The sequence below is a fragment of the Nesterenkonia sp. CL21 genome (assembly GCF_031705515.1).
Classification (GTDB): domain Bacteria; phylum Actinomycetota; class Actinomycetes; order Actinomycetales; family Micrococcaceae; genus Nesterenkonia; species Nesterenkonia aethiopica.
Window position 1 is genome coordinate 664,089 of record NZ_JAUTWR010000001.1, and the last position, 16,510, is coordinate 680,598.

Consider the following 16,510-nt stretch of genomic DNA (forward strand, 5'->3'; position numbering starts at 1 on the left):
CGCGTGTCTGAGCCAGTTGCCGCGATCGACGGCGCCGTGATCGAATCCGTCGACGACTACTACAGCCGGGGTGCGCGCCGGAAGTCCGGCGCCAACGGCACCGTGGGTCGTGCCGAGGCGGACCGCATCGTCGTCCAGGGGGCCCGGGAGCACAACCTGCACGACGTGGCCGTGGAGCTTCCGCGCAACGCCTTCATCGTCTTCACCGGCCTCTCCGGCTCGGGGAAGTCCTCCTTGGCGTTCGACACCATCTTCGCCGAGGGGCAGCGGCGGTACGTCGAGTCGCTCTCGGCGTACGCGCGCATGTTCCTCGGGCGGGTGGACAAGCCCGACGTCGACTTCATCGAGGGGCTGTCGCCGGCGGTCTCCATCGATCAGAAGTCGACCTCGCGGAACCCGCGGTCGACGGTCGGAACCGTCACCGAGATCCATGACTATCTGCGTCTGCTCTGGGCCCGCATCGGCGTTCCGCACTGCCCCGTGTGTGGAGAGCGGATCGAGCGGCAGACCCCTCAGCAGATCGTGGACCAGATCCTGGACCTGCCGGTGGGAGCCCGCTTCCAGGTCCTGGCGCCGGTCGTGCGCGGGCGCAAGGGCGAGTTCAAGGACCTCTTCCGAGACCTGGCCGGACAGGGCTTCGCCCGGGCCGTGGTGGACGGCGAGCAGATCCAGCTCAACGACCCACCGGTGCTCGAGAAGCAGATCAAGCACCACATCGACGTGGTCATCGACCGCCTGGTCATCCGGGAGGGCATGCGCCAGCGGCTCACCGATTCGATCGAGACGGCTCTGCGTCTGGCAGAAGGACGAGCGGTGATCGACCTGGTCGACCTGGCGGAGGACGGCTCGCCGGAGAACCCCGAGAAGGTGCCGGACGGCCTCGAAGGCCCCAAGCTGCGCAGCTTCTCCGAGAACCTGGCCTGTCCCAATGAGCATCCGCTGTCGATCGATGAGATCGAGCCGCGTTCCTTCTCCTTCAACTCGCCCTTCGGCGCCTGCCAGACCTGCTCGGGCATCGGCTCTCGGCTCGAGGTGGACGAGGAGCTGGTCATTCCGGACGACACGCTCTCCCTGGCCGACGGAGCGATCGCCCCCTGGAACCGGGGGAAGGCCTCCAGTGAGTACTGGCTGCGGCTCATCCGCGCGCTGGCCGAAGACCTCGACTTCTCCCTGGACGTCCCCTGGCGAGAGCTTCCCAAGAAGGCCCGGAAGGCGCTGTTGCACGGGCGGAACCACAAGGTGGTCGTCCAGTATCGGAATCGCTTCGGCCGGGAGCGGAAGTACTCCACTGGTTTCGAAGGCGTGCTCTCCTACATCCATCGCAAGTATGAGGAGACGGAGTCGGACAACGCCCGGGACCATTACGAGCAGTACATGCGTCAGGTGCCGTGTCCGGACTGCGACGGGCAGCGCCTGAATCCCGCCTCACTGTCCGTCCTGATCGAGGGTCGGTCCATCGCCGAGGTCTCCCGCAGCCCGCTGGACGAGATCGTGGCGTTCTTCTCGGGTCTGAGCCTCTCCGCCAGGGATGCGACCATCGCCGAGCAGGTGCTCAAGGAGATCCTGGCGCGGCTGAACTTCCTGCTGGACGTGGGCCTGGGATACCTGAACCTGGAGCGGGCGGCCGGCACGCTCTCCGGCGGCGAGGCGCAGCGCATCCGGCTGGCCACGCAGATCGGCTCCGGGCTGGTGGGTGTGCTCTATGTGCTCGACGAGCCCTCGATCGGTCTGCACCAGCGCGACAACACCCGACTCATCCAGACGCTCACGCGTCTCAGGGACCTGGGCAACACCCTGATCGTCGTGGAGCATGACGAGGACACCATCGGCGAGGCCGACTGGGTCGTCGACATCGGTCCGGGAGCCGGAGAGCGCGGCGGACGGATCGTGCACTCCGGATCCGTGGAGGGCCTCAAGGCCAATGAGGAGTCCATCACCGGCGACTATCTGGCCGGTCGGCGCGCGATCGCCGTGCCGCCGTCGCGGCGCCCCGTGGACCCCCAGCGCAGCCTGCGCATCGTCGACGCCCATGAGAACAACCTCGCCGACGTCAGCGTGGACATCCCGCTGGGCGTCTTCCTGGCCGTCACCGGAGTCTCGGGCTCCGGGAAGTCCACCCTGATCAACGAGATCCTCTACAAGTCGCTGGCCAACAGGCTCAACAACGCCCGGCAGGTGCCGGGGCGGCACCGTCGCATCGACGGAGTGGACCATCTCGACAAGGTCATCCACGTCGACCAGAGCCCCATCGGCCGCACCCCGCGGTCCAACCCGGCCACCTACACCGGCGTCTTCGACCACATCCGGAAGCTGTTCGCTGAGACGCAGGAGTCCAAGACCCGCGGATACCAGCCGGGACGGTTCTCCTTCAACATCAAGGGGGGCCGCTGCGAGGCCTGCTCCGGCGACGGCACCCTGAAGATCGAGATGAACTTCCTGCCGGACGTCTACGTGCCGTGTGAGGTCTGCCAAGGGGCGCGGTACAACCGCGAGACGCTCGAGGTGCACTACAAGGGGAAGAACATCGCCGAGGTCCTCGACATGCCGATCGAGGAGGCCGCAGAGTTCTTCTCCGCGTTCGCGCCCATCGCCCGGCACCTCACCACGCTGGTGGACGTGGGCCTCGGGTACGTGCGCCTGGGTCAGGCCGCGACCACGCTCTCCGGCGGTGAGGCCCAGCGAGTGAAGCTCGCCTCGGAGCTCCAGAAGAGGTCCAAGGGCCGCAGCATCTACGTCCTGGACGAGCCCACCACTGGCCTGCACTTCGAGGACATCCGCAAGCTGCTCGGCGTCCTGCAGAGCCTGGTGGACAAGGGCAACACCGTGGTGACCATCGAGCACAACCTGGACGTCATCAAGTCTGCCGACTGGATCATCGACCTCGGGCCAGAAGGGGGCACAGGCGGCGGAAGGATCGTCGCGGAGGGGACTCCCGAGGCCGTCGCCGCGCAGGCGGACCACACCGGTTCGCACACGGGTCGCTTCCTGGGGCATCTGCTCTGATCGACCCCGTCCTGCGGGCGGACGGCGCCCGGGCGACGCCCGGGCGGAGGGTGGCGGCGGCACAGCAGCCGCTCCCGCCCGGTGACCTGCGCGCAGGGCCGAGGCGGTGGCCGTGACGGGCCTCGCACCGGGTACACTGAACCGCGGCCCAGCACAGACGGCGCCCTGCGCCCGGCGACTCGAAGGATCAGCACGTGAGCACAGACCCCACCGCGCCCGCCCCGAAGCGCGTGGTCACCCACGATGCGATCCGCAAGGCGTTCTCCGCCTACGTGAAGCTCACCTGTCGCCCCACGATCACCGGGCTGGAGAAGGTCCCTGCCGAGGGGGGCTTCGTCGTCGCCAGCAATCACCTGTCGTTCCTGGACTCGGTGCTGATCCAGGCGATCTTCCCGCGGCCCGTGAGCTTCTTCGCCAAGGCTGAGTACTTCACGCAGCCCGGGATCAAGGGACGGGCCATGAAGATCTTCTTCGAGTCGGTCGGGTCCGTGCCGGTGGAGCGGCAGAAGAAGTCGGCGAGCGTGGAGGCGCTGCACCAGCTGGGAGACATCGCCGCCTCGGGCCACGGCGTCGGGATCTACCCGGAGGGCACCCGCAGCCGGGACGGGCGACTCTACCGCGGCAAGAACGGAGTGGGCTGGCTCGCGCTGGCCACCGGACTGCCGGTGGTGCCGGTGGGACTGAAGGGGACCGAGAACCTCCAGGCGCCGGACTCCAACCGCGTGCGCTCGGCGGCGTTCGAGATGCATGTGGGCGACCCGCTGCACTTCGAGCACATCGGCCAGCGCCATCCGCTGCCGGTGCGTCGGGAGGCGACGGCACGCGTCATGGATGCCATCGCCGCGCTGACCGGGCAGGAGCGCGTCGACACGTACAACAGCCCGCCGGCGGACAGGGACGACGCCGACGCCGATGGCTGATCCCGCCTCCTACCGACCCCGGCCGGGAGAGATCCCGACCTCGCCGGGCGTCTACCGCTTCATCGACCCGCACGGTCGGGTGATCTACGTCGGCAAGGCCAAGAACCTGCGGGCCCGCCTCAACTCCTACTTCGCCCGCCCTGAGGGGCTTCACCCCAAGACCTACGCCATGGTGCACACCGCCTCCCAGGTCGAGTGGACGGTGGTCGGTTCCGAGCTGGAGGCGATCCAGCTGGAGTACACCTGGATCAAGCAGCACACGCCGCGCTTCAACATCATGTATCGGGACGACAAGTCCTACCCGTACCTCGCCGTCACCATGAACGAGAAGTTCCCCCGCGTGCAGGTCATGCGGGGCGACCGGCGCCCCGGCGTCAAGTACTTCGGGCCCTTCCACCCGGCCAAGGCGATCCGCGAGACCGTGGACACCATGCTGCGCGTCTTTCCGGTGCGCAGCTGCTCCGCCGGGGTCTTCCGTCGTGCCGAGGCGTCGGGCCGCCCCTGCCTGCTGGGCTACATCGACAAATGCTCCGCTCCTTGCGTGGGACGGATCAGTCCGGAGGACCACCGCCGGCTCGCCGAGGAGTTCTGCGAGGTCATGGCCGGGCGTCCCGGCCCGCACATGCGCCGCATCGAGACCGAGATGAAGGAAGCCGTCGCGGAGCTCCGCTACGAGGACGCCGCCCGGCATCGGGACGATCTCGAGGCTCTGCGACGGGTCTTCGAACGCAATGCGGTCGTGCTGTCAGAGGAGACCGAGGCGGACATCTTCGCCTTCGCGGAGGACGAGCTTGAGGCGGCCGTGCAGGTCTTCCATGTGCGGCAGGGACGGATCCGCGGGCAGCGCGGGTGGGTCGTGGAGAAGGTCGAGGAGACTGACGCCGCCGGCCTGGTGGAGCAGCTCCTGCTGCAGGTCTACGGGTCCATGGAGGACGCCGAGCGGATCCCGCGGGAGGTGCTCGTCCCGGAGCTGCCCGAGGATGCGGAGCAGCTCGGCGCCTGGCTGCGGCTGCGTCGCGGAGCCGCCGTCGACCTGCGCGTGCCGCGGCGTGGTGACAAGGCCGCTCTGCTCGGCACGGTCCGAGAGAACGCGCAGCAGGCTCTGATGCTGCACAAGGCCCGGCGCTCCTCGGACCTGACCACACGGTCCCAGGCGCTGCGCGAGCTGCAGGAGGCTCTGGACGCCCCTGACGCGCTGCTGCGCATCGAGTGCTTCGACATCTCGCACACGTCGGGGACCAATGTGGTGGCGTCGATGGTGGTGATGGAGGACGGCCTGCCGAAGAAGAAGGACTATCGCCGGTTCTCCGTCCGGGGGGACGCCGCCCGGGACGACACCAGCGCGATGCGGGACGTCATCACCCGGCGGTTCTCGCGCTACCTGGACGACCAGATGCGGCTCGACGCACCGGGCGGGGAGCCCGCCGTCGTCGCGGACGACGGCACGGCGACTCCTGACGCGTCGGACGTGCCCGACGCTTCTGCGGGATCCGGGCCGGTGGAGGACACGACGGTGGATCGTGAGGGGAGCCGCTTCGCCTATCCGCCGAGCCTCGTGGTCGTCGACGGCGGCCAGCCTCAGGTCGCCGCGGCCCGTGAGGCCCTCGATGCCCTGGGGATCACCGAGCTTCCGGTCATCGGTCTGGCCAAGCGGCTCGAGGAGGTGTGGCTGCCCGACGACGACTTCCCTCTGGTGCTGCCGCGCTCCTCGCAGGCGCTGTACATGCTCCAACGCATCCGTGATGAGGCCCACCGCTTCGCCATCTCCTACCACCGCAGCAAGCGGTCCCGAGAGATGACCGCATCCGCGCTGGATGAGGTGCCTGGGCTGGGGCCTGCGCGCCGGAGGGCGGTCGTGGAGCATTTCGGCTCGGTGGCACGGATCCGACAGGCCGGCGTGGAGCAGATCGCGGAGGTGCCCGGCATCGGGGAGGCCACCGCCCGACGCATCCTGGAGCACCTGGCCGACGAGGATCAGCACGGATCTGGCGCTCCAGGTCAGGCCGGGGCCTGAAGCGATTGTTGAGGGTGCCGCCGGGGACGTAGGCTTCCTCCTATGAGCGATGGACTGATCCCGGTGAAGCCTCCCGAGAACGAGCTGCTGATCGTGACCGGCATGTCGGGCGCCGGCCGCACCACCGCGGCCCATGCGCTCGAGGACCTCGGCTGGTACGTGGTGGAGGGGCTCCCCGCGGAGCTCATCGGGACGATGATGGATCTCATCGCGAGGAACCCCGGATCCGTGGAGAAGCTCGCGGTGGTCATCGACGTCCGGTCCCGCGGCCCGTTCAGCGACATGATGGACGCCCTCGGGCAGGTCCGTGCGGCGGGTCTGACCTACCGGATGCTGTTCCTCGACGCCTCGGACGAGCTCCTGGTCCGGCGCTTCGAACAGGCGCGCCGCCCGCATCCGCTCCAGGGGTCCGGACGGATCCTCGACGGCATCGTCGCCGAGCGGGACATGCTCAAGGAGGTCAAGGCCGGAGCCGAGGTCGTGGTCGACACCACGGAGCTCAACGTCCACGGGCTGGCCCGGGAGATCACCGAGATCTTCACCGACGACGGCCCGATCCAGCTGCGGCTGAACGTGATGAGCTTCGGCTTCAAATATGGTGTGCCGGCCGATGCGAACTTCATCGCAGACGTCAGGTTCGTACCCAACCCGCACTGGGTGCCGGAGCTGCGGCCGCTCACCGGACTCGACGAGCCGGTCCGCGAGTACGTGCTCGTCGACGAAGGTGCCGGCGAATTCGTCGACCGGTACGTGGAGGCGCTCAAACCCGTGCTGGAGGGGTACCGGCGGGAGAACAAGCACTATGCGACGCTCGCCGTGGGCTGCACCGGGGGCAAGCACCGCTCGGTGGCCATCTCCGAGGAGCTGGCCCGTCGGCTGGCCCAGGTCCCCAATGTCACGGTGAACACCGTGCACCGTGACCTGGGGCGTGAATGAGCATGGCCTCCTCCTTTCCGGCCCCCCAGTCGACCGGGCCGGTGCCGATCGTCCCCTCCACGGCCGAGTCCCGGGGCACCCATCCCTCGGGCCGCCGGTCGTTCCGTGTCTCGGCGCTGGGCGGCGGGCACGGTCTCTCCGCCACACTGGCCGCGCTGCGGATCATCGCGGCCGAGCACCTGACGGCCGTCGTCACGGTCGCCGACGACGGCGGCTCTTCGGGGCGCATCCGACAGGACATGGACGTGCTGCCCCCGGGAGATCTGCGCATGGCGCTTGCGGCGCTGTGCGATGACACCGAGTGGGGGCGCACATGGGCGCAGGTCATGCAGCATCGCTTCCGCTCCCGGGACGGTGTCACCGGCAGCCTCGATGACCACGCCATGGGCAATCTGCTGATCGTCGCGCTCTGGGAGCTCATCGGTGATCCCGTCGACGGTCTGCGCTGGGCCGGGGCGCTGCTGGGCGCGCGGGGGCAGGTGCTGCCGATGTCGCGTGAGCCACTGACGATGTCCGGCCTGGTGCATCGCCCCGCCGCTGACGGGCAGGAGCCGTCAGCGCCGATGCGCGTCTCCTCCCAGGTGGAGTTGGCCCGGGCGGGTCAGCTGGGCCGGCTCACCGATGTGCGGATCCATCCCGAGGAGGCGCAGGCGTGCAGCGAGGCGGTCACGGCGATCGAACTCTCGGACTGGGTCGTGTTCGGCCCGGGGTCCTGGTACACCTCGGTGCTGCCGCATCTGCTGCTCGAGGATCTGCGAGCGGCCCTGTGCGAGACCGAGGCGAAGCGGTGTATCGTGATGAACCTCACAGCTGACACCGATGAGACCGTCGGGATGACGCCGGCGGATCACCTCGAGGTGCTGATCGACCATGCCCCTGAGCTCCACGTGGACCGGATCATCGCCGACCCGGACTCCGTGCGCACGGACGACCGTGCCGCCTTCGAGCAGGCGGCGGCGCGGCTCGGGGCGCGCGTGGGCTATCACCGGGTGCGCAAGGAGGATGATCCTGAGGTCCATGACCCGCTCCGGCTGGCGATCGCCTTCGACGAGGTCTTCGGCTCCTGACGGGCGAGGGCGCGGGTCGCCTTGGGGGTCGGGGGAGTCGCGCGGATCACACCCTCGACGCCGTGCCCAGAACCATCCAGTAGCATGTCGGAGCCCGATGCCGTGCTCACCGCGACAGAAACCACCGGAGGAACGTTCATATGGCGCTGACCGAATCGGTCAAGGAAGAGCTCTCTCGCCAGGAGGTCTCCACATCCTCTGAGCGCAAGGCCGAGGTCTCGGCCATGCTGCGGTTCGCCGGCGGACTGCACATCATCTCGGGGCGCATCGTCATCGAGGCGGAACTGGACCATGCGGCGACCGCGCGCCGCCTGCGTGCCGCGATCGCCGAGGTCTACGGACACTCCAGTGAGATCATCGTGGTCTCCGGGTCGGGCCTGAAGAAGGGCAGCCGCTACGTGGTCCGGGTGGTCCGCGAAGGCGAGGCCCTGGCGCGACAGACAGGCCTGCTCGACGCCCGGGGTCGCCCGGTCCGAGGGCTTCCTTCAGTCATCGTCAACGGGTCGGTGGCTGATGCGGTCGCGGTCTGGAGGGGCGCGTTCCTGGCTCACGGATCGCTCACCGAGCCGGGGCGTTCATCCTCGCTCGAGGTCACCTGCCCCGGACCGGAGGCCGCGCTGGCGCTCGTGGGCGCCGCGCGTCGCCTGGGACTCACGGCGAAGGCCCGCGAGGTGCGTTCCGTGGATCGCGTGGTGATCCGGGACGGCGACTCGATCGCCCAGCTGCTGACCCGCATGGGCGCCCATCAGGCCCTGCTGGTGTGGGAGGAGCGACGCATGCGCAAGGAGGTGCGGGCCACGGCGAACCGGCTGGCGAACTTCGACGACGCCAACCTCCGGCGGTCGGCGCAGGCCGCCGTCGCCGCGGGAGCCCGGGTGCAGCGGGCGCTGGAGATCCTCGGCGACGAGGCTCCCGAGCACCTGAAATATGCCGGTGAGCTGCGCCTGCAGCACAAGCAGGCCTCCCTGGATGAGCTGGGTCGGCTCGCGGAGCCGCCCATGACCAAGGACGCCATCGCCGGACGCATCCGTCGTCTGCTGGCGATGGCCGACAAGCGGGCGCAGGAGCTGGATGTGCCAGGCACCGAGGCCAACGTCACTCCTGACATGCTGGAGACCTGAGGGGCGTGGCCCCGCGATAATTAGGAATGCCTAAATCTTTCTCTCGTGAGGAAGTTTCCTCCCGTGGTGAACATCGGCTGTCATAGTCGGTAACCCCTTATGCGTTCTGGGTCGGAGTCATAGGATTGAGGGCGAGCGGGGCTCGACGCCCCGGCCCGATGAATCCCTGCTGCAAGGAGCACCGCATGGCTGAGTACACGCTTCCTGAACTCGACTACGACTACGCCGCGCTGGAGCCGCACATCTCCGCGCGCATCATGGAGCTGCACCACTCCAAGCACCACGCGACCTACGTCAAGGGCGCCAACACCGCGCTGGAGAAGCTCGCTGAGGCCCGGGAGAACGGCGACTACGGCACGACGCCGAAGCTGCTGAAGGACCTGCAGTTCAACCTCGGCGGGCACACCAACCACTCGATCTTCTGGAAGAACCTCTCTCCGGAGGGGCAGGAGCGTCCGGAGGGTGAGCTGGCCGCCGCGATCGACGAGTACTTCGGCTCCTTCGAGAAGTTCCAGGAGCAGTTCACGCAGGCCGCGCTCACCATCCAGGGCTCCGGCTGGGCGATCCTGGCCTTCGAGCCGATCGGCGGCAACCTGGTGATCGAGCAGTTCTACGACCAGCAGAACGGCGTCCCCGTGGCGACCGTCCCGCTGCTGATGCTGGACATGTGGGAGCACGCCTTCTACCTCGACTACCAGAATGTGAAGCCGGACTACGTCAAGGCGTTCTGGAACATTATCAACTGGGAGGACGTGGCGCGCCGTCTCGAGGCCGCACGCTCCGGCGCGGCTTCGTTGATCACTCCGTGACTCAGTGCCGGGATGCTCGCCCGGCGCCCCTGTCCTGAGGTCCACATGTCGGACTCATGCCGATCGGCTCACACACGATGCGCTGACATGTGACAGAATATGAGCTGATAATTCAAGACTGCGTTCTACGGACAACCTGAGAACAACGATGTTGTTGGGGGTCAGTGGCACTGGGTGAAGACCCGGGCCGCTGATCCCCAACGTGTTTCTCGGGGCCGTTCCGCCGCCCTCGGCCGCGCGGGACGACAGCACGCAGGATCCGCACCTCATCGGTCCGCCGACCCGGCGGACGGAGAAGTCAAGGAAGGGAACCCATGGCGACGAAGATCGCGATCAACGGTTTTGGACGAATCGGCCGCAACGTGCTGCGTGTGATCGAGGACCAGGGCCATGACCTGGAGCTCGTGGCGATCAATGACCTCACCGAGCCCGGCCAGCTGGTCAATCTGACCAAGTATGACTCCGTCCTCGGCCGTTTCCCCCAGGACGTCTCTCTCGACGGCGATCACCTCGTCGTCGGTGACCGTCGGATCCGTCTTCTCTCGGACCGCGACCCGGCCAACCTGCCGTGGGGCGAGCTGGGCGTCGACGTCGTCCTGGAGTGCACCGGGTTCTTCACCACCAAGGAGACCGCCGGCAAGCACATCGAGGCCGGCGCCAAGAAGGTCATCGTCTCCGCCCCGGCCAAGGGCGTCGACGCGACCCTGGTCGTGGGCATCAACGAGGACACCTTCGACGCCGCGAACCACACCGTGGTCTCGAACGCCTCCTGCACCACCAACTGCCTGGCCCCGCTGGTGAAGGTCCTCAACGACGAGTTCGGCATCGTCGAGGGCCTGATGACCACGGTCCACGCCTACACCGGTGACCAGCGCCTGCACGACGCCCCGCACAGCGACCCGCGCCGGGCCCGGGCGGCCGGCGTCAACATGGTTCCCACCTCGACGGGCGCCGCCGCCGCCATCGGCGCGGTCATCCCCGAGGTCGACGGCAAGCTCGACGGCTACGCCGTGCGTGTCCCGGTGATCACCGGATCCGGCACCGACCTCACCGTCACCGTCGAGAAGGACGGCGTGACCCCCGAGGACGTCAACGCGGCCTTCAAGAAGGCCGCCGAGGGCGAGCTGGCCGGCATCCTGGCCTACAACGAGGACCCGATCGTCTCCTCGGACATCGTCGGAGACTCGCACTCCTCGATCTTCGACGCCCCGCTCACCAAGGTCATCGGCCACACGGTGAAGGTGTTCTCCTGGTACGACAACGAGTACGGCTACAGCTCGCGCCTGGCCCAGCTGACCGTGCATGTCGGCTCGAAGCTCTGACACGCCCGCTGCCGCAGCTGACGACTCAGTGACCGAGGCCCCGCCTGCCCGACCGCCTGCGCGGACGTGGTCGGCGGGGCCTCGGCCGTTCCGCCCCTCCGACCGATTGGTACTCTGAACCCCATGACTGCCTCCACACTGGACACCCTGCTGGCCGACGGCGTCTCCGGCCGCCGCGTCCTGGTCCGATCGGACCTCAACGTGCCCCTCGACGGCGCGACCGTCACCGACGACGGCCGGATCCGTGCCTCCCTGCCGGTGCTCGAGAAGCTCGCCCAGGCCGGTGCCAAGGTGCTGGTCACCGCCCATCTCGGCCGCCCGAAGGGCCAGGTCGACCCGCAGTTCTCGCTGGCGCCGGTCGCCGCCCGCATGGCCGAGCTGAGCCGAGTTCCTGTGCGCCGTGCCGAGGATCTGGTCGGCCCGTCCGCGCAGGAGAACGCCGCCGAGCTTCCCGACGGCGAGATCCTCCTGCTGGAGAACGTGCGGTTCGACCCCCGCGAGACCTCCAAGGACGACGCCGAGCGGTCCGCGCTGGCCACGGAGCTGGCCGCCCTGACGGGGGAGGACGGCGTCTACGTCAATGACGCCTTCGGCGCGGTGCATCGGCGTCACGCCTCGGTGGCCGACATCACCGAGCAGCTGCCCGCTTACCAGGGAGACCTGGTCCGGGACGAGCTGGTCGTGCTGGAGCGGCTGACCGAGTCCCCCCAGCGGCCCTACACCGTGGTTCTCGGCGGGTCGAAGGTCTCGGACAAGCTGGCCGTCATCGAGAACCTCATGTCCCGGGCGGACACGCTGCTGGTCGGCGGCGGCATGGTGTTCACCTTCCTGAAGGCCCAGGGATACGGCATCGGGAACTCTCTGGTGGAGGACGACAAGCTGGACACGGTCCGCGGCTTCCTGGCCGCGGCCGAACGCCACGGCTGCCGGATCGTGCTGCCGACCGACATCGTCATGGCCTCCGCGTTCTCGGCCGACGCCGAGCACGAGGTGCTTCCCGTCGAGACGCTCGAGTCAGGGGCCCACGGGGCGGCCGCGCTGGGCCTGGACATCGGGCCGGAGACCGCTGAGGCGTTCTCCCGCGAGATCGCCGACTCCAACACCGTGTTCTGGAACGGCCCCATGGGCGTGTTCGAGATGGAGGCCTTCGCCGCCGGCACCGCCGCAGTGGCCCGCGCGCTGACCGAGACCGAGGGCTTCACCGTGGTCGGCGGGGGAGACTCCGCGGCCGCCGTACGCAGCCTGGGCTTCGAGGAGGCCGCCTTCGGCCACATCTCCACCGGCGGCGGCGCGAGCCTCGAGTACTTGGAGGGCAAGTCCCTGCCGGGCATCGAGGCTCTGCAGCGCTGAGCGCCCAGCCTCACCGACCCCACCACATATCCGTCGCTGGACTCCACCGCTGGAAGGATCACCTGACTCATGACCGCTCAGAAGGACGGGCAGTTCGTCCGTCGCCCGCTGATCGCAGGCAACTGGAAGATGAACATGGACCATATGCAGGGCATCGCCCTGGTCCAGAAGCTGGCGTGGACGCTGGATGACGCAGGACACGACTACGAGCGTGTCCAGGTCTCCGTGTTCCCGCCGTTCACCGATCTCCGCGGTGTGCAGACCTTGGTCACGGGAGACAAGCTCTCCCTGGACTACGGCGCCCAGGATCTCTCGGAGCACGACTCGGGAGCCTACACCGGAGACATCTCCGGTCAGTTCCTGAGCCGCCTGGGCTGCTCCCAGGTGCTGATCGGGCACTCGGAGCGCCGGGAGGTCCATGGTGAGGACGACGCGCTGCTCAACCGCAAGATCCGCGCCGCGCTGCGCCACGATCTGGCGCCGGTGCTGTGCGTCGGCGAAGGGCTTGAGGTCCGGCAGGCGGGGGACCACGTCTCCCACACACTGGCGCAGCTCGACGGCGCCCTGGAGGGGCTCACGGCCGATGAGCTCGGCGAGCTCGTGGTCGCCTATGAGCCGGTCTGGGCCATCGGCACCGGTGAGGTCGCGGGACCGGAGGACGCGCAGGAGATGGCGGCCGCGGTCCGTGCGCACCTGGCCGAACGGTATTCCGCAGAGTTCGCCGACGGCGTGCGGATCCTCTACGGCGGCTCGGTGAAGGCGAAGAACGTCGCCTCGATCCTCGCCGGGACCGACGTCGACGGTGCGCTGGTCGGCGGTGCCAGCCTCGAGGCTGAGGAGTTCGCCAACATCGTCTCGTTCGAGAAGCACATCGACACGGGCCACGCGGGCTGAGTTCCCGCGTTATCCTGGTAGCTGCTGAAACCTCCACCGTCCACGAAAGGCCGCTGTGTCTGCACTGACCATCGCTCTCCAGGTCCTCCTGGCCGTCATCAGCCTGCTGCTGATCCTGCTGATCCTGCTCCACAAGGGGCGCGGCGGCGGAATGTCTGACATGTTCGGCGGCGGTGTGACCTCCTCGCTGGGCTCGTCCGGCGTGGCGGAGCGGAACCTCAACCGCCTGACCATCGCCCTCGGTGTCTCCTGGGGCCTGATCGTCGTGGCCCTGGGTCTGCTCATCCAGGTCAACGTGGACATCTGATCCTCCGCTGAGCCGTCCTCCGGGACCGCGCGGGATGGGGCCCGTGACCCGACCGTCCGGTCGGGTCACGGGCCTCATCGCGTGTCCGGACGATTCGTCATCACGCTGACGGGACGCGTTCATCCTGCCGTCACCACCGGTGGACACCATAGGGGGATGCCACGAGACCTGCTCACCTCCCCGCGACGGGCTGGTGATGGCTCAGCGCCCCCGCGGCGGGAGGAACGCCTCTTGGTCCACCTCAGCGACCTGCAGGTGGGCGCTCCCGGCACGGACGCTCTGGGGTCCTTGGAACTGCTGGTCGAGGAGCTGACGCAACCTGCCGCCATCGGCCGACCGCCCGATGCGGTCATCATCACTGGGGACCTGGTGCACCAGGGGACAGCCGAGTCCTATCCGATGCTTGCGGCGGCGCTGCGGTGCGTCGAGACGCGACTGGCGGCTCCCGTGCTGTGTGCTCTGGGTGACCATGACGACGCCATCGCAGCCAAGGCGATCCCGTCGTTGCGTGCTGGGTCCTGGACGGTGCACCGTCTGGGCCCGCTGCGGCTCGTGCTGCTGGACAGCGGCCGGGGACGCCTGGGGGAGGCTCAGCTGCGCTGGATGCGACGTCGACTCGCCACGGACGCGCCCTGGGGAAGCGTCGTGTGCCTGCACCATCCACCGGTGGCGACGTCTCTGGCCTCCCCGCCGCCGTTCCCGTTCCCCAGGAACGGCGTGGCGGACGCACTGAGGGCGGTGGTGGCCGACGCCTCGGCGTTCACCGAGGCCTTGGAGGGCACCGACACCCGGGTGGTGCTCGCCGGGCACGGGCGCCACGCGCTCATGGGAGAAGTCGCCGGGGCGGGCCTCCTGGCGGCTCCGTCGTGGGCTCGCCAACGGCAGTACGTCGTCGTGTCGATGTCGTCCCGATGCTGGTCGGCGACGGTGCGCACCGTGGGGGCGGACCGGACCGTCGAGCCTCAGGTCTGAGCGTGCCCCGCGGCTGCGCGGTCCACGTGCCAGACGGTCTCACGGGCACCACGGGCGTTCTTCGCCGGGATCTCGGTGACCTCCGTGGTCTCGTCTGCTGCGCGGCGGACGGCCTCGGCCTTGTCCTGGCCGGCGACGACCAACCACACCCGCTCGGCGCTGTGGATCGCGTCGAACGTCAGAGACACCCGGGGCGGCGGTGGCTTGGGGGAGTCGTCCTCTCCCACAGTGGTCCGGCCCGTCACCTGCAGAGCGGCCTTGCCCGGGAAGAGGCTGGCGATGTGCCCGTCGGGCCCCACGCCGAGCAGGATGACGGCGAACCGCGGGAGGTGCAGCCCCGCACGGCCTCCCTCAGGGGCGTGGAGGGCAAGCTGTTCCGCATAGAGCTCAGCCCCCGCCCGCGGGGAGGCGGCGTCCTCCGAGGACGGCATCCGGTGGATGTTGGCCGCCGGCAGGCCGTGCTCGGCCACCAGCAGGTCCAGCAGGGCCTCGTCGGCCTGCTGCGCGTTGCGCTCCGCGTCGCCGGCTGGGAGCAGCCGCTCGTCGCCCCACCAGAGGTGCACCGCGGAGAGGTCAAGTCCTTCGGCGGCTCCCGAGCGGAAGAGCCGGGCGGCCTCGACGAGGGTGCCGATGCCTGCACCGCCGCCCGTGAGCGCCACATGGGCCGCGCCGTCCTCGGCCACGGTGCGGCGCAGCAGATCGATCAGACGCTCCGCCACGGCTCGGCACAGCGAGTCCTTGTCCTCGAAGAGCTCGGTGCGGGGCGCTGCGGCGGCGGTGTTCAGGGGCACGGTCATGGAGGCGGCCTCTCTGCTGGGGTGACGGGGCATCAGATCGCGGACTGCTCCACACAGGCGCGCAGGTCGGTCTCGGGCAGGCCCCGGGTGAGGACCTCGCCGAAGACCTCGTCGGCGTCGAGCCGACGCATCTCCTCGGACAGGCAGTCCTCCAGCGTACGGTGCGGCAGCGGCACCCGCTGCACCGGGGCATCCTGGAGGTGCAGGGACGCGATGTCCCCCACGGGCCGGGAGAGTACGACGTCGCCGTCGGGGGTGTGCAGCCGCACGGCGCTCAGTCCCCGGTCCACCGTGTGGCGGGTGAGCGTCACCGGCACACCGAGGGCCAGCTGCAGCCAGGCGGCCAGCAGCGCCGAGGACGGCAGCTCCGGGGCCGCCTCCACGGTCGCGCCGGTGACGTGCTCGGGGTCCATCGTGTCCAGGATGCTGGCCAGCTGGATGCGCCAGCCGGTGATCCGCGTCCAGGCGAGGTCCGAATCGCCGTCGTGATAGCTGCGGGCCACCGTGTGCAGCGCCTCCAGCGGACGGGAGGCCCGCGCGGTGTCGGTGATCCGACGGTGCGCGATCCGTCCGATGGGTGTGCGGCTCACGTCCTCCGGGATCTCATCGGCCCACCACGCCACGATCGGCGCATCGGGCAGCAGCAGCGCGGCCACCATCGACTCGTTCTGCTCGGCCAGCTCACCGGAGGCGCGCAGCACGATGACCTCGGAGGCTCCGGCGTCTCCGCCCACGCGGATCTGGGCGTCCAGCCGGGTGTCGCCCGCGGCGTCGCCGGTGGCGAGCACGATGATGCGGCACGGATGCTCCCGGGAGGCCAGGTTGGCCGCCGCGATGGCCGGCTCCGCGTTCTCCTCGGAGGCCAGGATCACCAGCGTCAGCACCCGCGTCAGCGCGACGACGCCGCCGGCCTCTCGCATCTGGTTCAGCTGCTTGGACACCTTGGAGGTGGTGGTGTCCGGGATGTCAACGATCACAGGTCATCTCCTCGTCTCGCG

14 protein-coding genes are annotated in these 16,510 nt (G+C 69.1%); 12 read left to right on the forward strand and 2 right to left on the reverse strand.

Annotation, left to right across the window (positions count from 1 at the left end; translation table 11 throughout):
* Positions 1-102 precede the first annotated feature (102 nt).
* From uvrA to Q7C18_RS03070, 12 genes are all read left to right on the forward strand, one after another.
* Positions 103-3,003: an excinuclease ABC subunit UvrA gene (uvrA, locus tag Q7C18_RS03015; protein ID WP_311024434.1), complete on the forward strand. Its 2,901-nt coding sequence runs from the start codon at positions 103-105 to the stop codon at positions 3,001-3,003.
* Between the two features lie 230 nt (positions 3,004-3,233).
* Positions 3,234-3,923: a lysophospholipid acyltransferase family protein gene (locus Q7C18_RS03020; protein WP_311024435.1), complete on the forward strand. Its 690-nt coding sequence runs from the start codon at positions 3,234-3,236 to the stop codon at positions 3,921-3,923.
* On the forward strand, positions 3,916-5,937 hold the full coding sequence (gene uvrC / locus Q7C18_RS03025) for an excinuclease ABC subunit UvrC (RefSeq protein WP_311024116.1): 2,022 nt from the start codon (positions 3,916-3,918) through the stop codon (positions 5,935-5,937). Before Q7C18_RS03020 ends, uvrC begins: the two co-directional genes overlap by 8 nt.
* Before the next feature lie 42 nt (positions 5,938-5,979).
* Positions 5,980-6,873 (forward strand): RNase adapter RapZ, encoded by an 894-nt coding sequence (rapZ, locus tag Q7C18_RS03030; protein WP_070158767.1) that lies wholly within the window; start codon positions 5,980-5,982, stop codon positions 6,871-6,873.
* A 2-nt stretch (positions 6,874-6,875) separates the two neighbouring features.
* Entirely contained in the window at positions 6,876-7,940 is a 1,065-nt protein-coding gene (locus Q7C18_RS03035) for a YvcK family protein (RefSeq protein ID WP_311024117.1), read from the forward strand.
* A 140-nt stretch (positions 7,941-8,080) separates the two neighbouring features.
* On the forward strand, positions 8,081-9,061 hold the full coding sequence (whiA, locus tag Q7C18_RS03040) for a DNA-binding protein WhiA (RefSeq protein ID WP_311024119.1): 981 nt from the start codon (positions 8,081-8,083) through the stop codon (positions 9,059-9,061).
* A 185-nt stretch (positions 9,062-9,246) separates the two neighbouring features.
* Positions 9,247-9,870 (forward strand): superoxide dismutase, encoded by a 624-nt coding sequence (locus tag Q7C18_RS03045; protein ID WP_311024121.1) that lies wholly within the window; start codon positions 9,247-9,249, stop codon positions 9,868-9,870.
* A gap of 314 nt (positions 9,871-10,184) precedes the next feature.
* Positions 10,185-11,192, forward strand: coding sequence for a type I glyceraldehyde-3-phosphate dehydrogenase (gene gap, locus Q7C18_RS03050; protein ID WP_070158770.1), 1,008 nt, complete (start codon positions 10,185-10,187; stop codon positions 11,190-11,192).
* Positions 11,193-11,315: 123 nt separating this feature from the next.
* Positions 11,316-12,542 carry a phosphoglycerate kinase gene (locus Q7C18_RS03055; RefSeq protein WP_311024122.1) on the forward strand — a complete coding sequence of 409 codons (1,227 nt, stop codon included), beginning with the start codon at positions 11,316-11,318 and terminating at the stop codon, positions 12,540-12,542.
* Positions 12,543-12,611: 69 nt separating this feature from the next.
* Complete coding sequence (tpiA, locus tag Q7C18_RS03060) at positions 12,612-13,436, forward strand: triose-phosphate isomerase (RefSeq protein WP_311024124.1); 825 nt, start codon at positions 12,612-12,614, stop codon at positions 13,434-13,436.
* Positions 13,437-13,491: 55 nt separating this feature from the next.
* Positions 13,492-13,743 carry a preprotein translocase subunit SecG gene (secG, locus tag Q7C18_RS03065; protein WP_070158772.1) on the forward strand — a complete coding sequence of 84 codons (252 nt, stop codon included), beginning with the start codon at positions 13,492-13,494 and terminating at the stop codon, positions 13,741-13,743.
* A gap of 231 nt (positions 13,744-13,974) precedes the next feature.
* Complete coding sequence (locus tag Q7C18_RS03070; protein WP_311024126.1) at positions 13,975-14,715, forward strand: metallophosphoesterase; 741 nt, start codon at positions 13,975-13,977, stop codon at positions 14,713-14,715.
* Here the strand turns inward: Q7C18_RS03070 and pgl are convergent.
* Together pgl and Q7C18_RS03080 are read right to left on the reverse strand one after the other, a co-directional pair.
* Complete coding sequence (pgl, locus tag Q7C18_RS03075; RefSeq protein WP_311024128.1) at positions 14,706-15,512, reverse strand: 6-phosphogluconolactonase; 807 nt, start codon at positions 15,510-15,512, stop codon at positions 14,706-14,708. The two genes, Q7C18_RS03070 and pgl, sit on opposite strands and share 10 nt — an antisense overlap.
* A gap of 32 nt (positions 15,513-15,544) precedes the next feature.
* Positions 15,545-16,489 carry a glucose-6-phosphate dehydrogenase assembly protein OpcA gene (locus Q7C18_RS03080; RefSeq protein WP_070158774.1) on the reverse strand — a complete coding sequence of 315 codons (945 nt, stop codon included), beginning with the start codon at positions 16,487-16,489 and terminating at the stop codon, positions 15,545-15,547.
* Between the last annotated feature and the right edge of the window lie 21 nt (positions 16,490-16,510).

Bases quoted from the DNA above. Each gene is read 5' to 3' on its own strand.
- uvrC (WP_311024116.1), top strand. From the start codon at position 3,916: ATGGCTGATCCCGCCTCCTACCGACCCCGGCCGGGAGAGATCCCGACC.
- rapZ (WP_070158767.1), top strand. From the start codon at position 5,980: ATGAGCGATGGACTGATCCCGGTGAAGCCTCCCGAGAACGAGCTGCTG.
- Q7C18_RS03035 (WP_311024117.1), top strand. From the start codon at position 6,876: ATGGCCTCCTCCTTTCCGGCCCCCCAGTCGACCGGGCCGGTGCCGATC.
- whiA (WP_311024119.1), top strand. From the start codon at position 8,081: ATGGCGCTGACCGAATCGGTCAAGGAAGAGCTCTCTCGCCAGGAGGTC.
- Q7C18_RS03045 (WP_311024121.1), top strand. From the start codon at position 9,247: ATGGCTGAGTACACGCTTCCTGAACTCGACTACGACTACGCCGCGCTG.
- gap (WP_070158770.1), top strand. From the start codon at position 10,185: ATGGCGACGAAGATCGCGATCAACGGTTTTGGACGAATCGGCCGCAAC.
- Q7C18_RS03055 (WP_311024122.1), top strand. From the start codon at position 11,316: ATGACTGCCTCCACACTGGACACCCTGCTGGCCGACGGCGTCTCCGGC.
- tpiA (WP_311024124.1), top strand. From the start codon at position 12,612: ATGACCGCTCAGAAGGACGGGCAGTTCGTCCGTCGCCCGCTGATCGCA.
- pgl (WP_311024128.1), bottom strand. From the start codon at position 15,512: ATGACCGTGCCCCTGAACACCGCCGCCGCAGCGCCCCGCACCGAGCTC.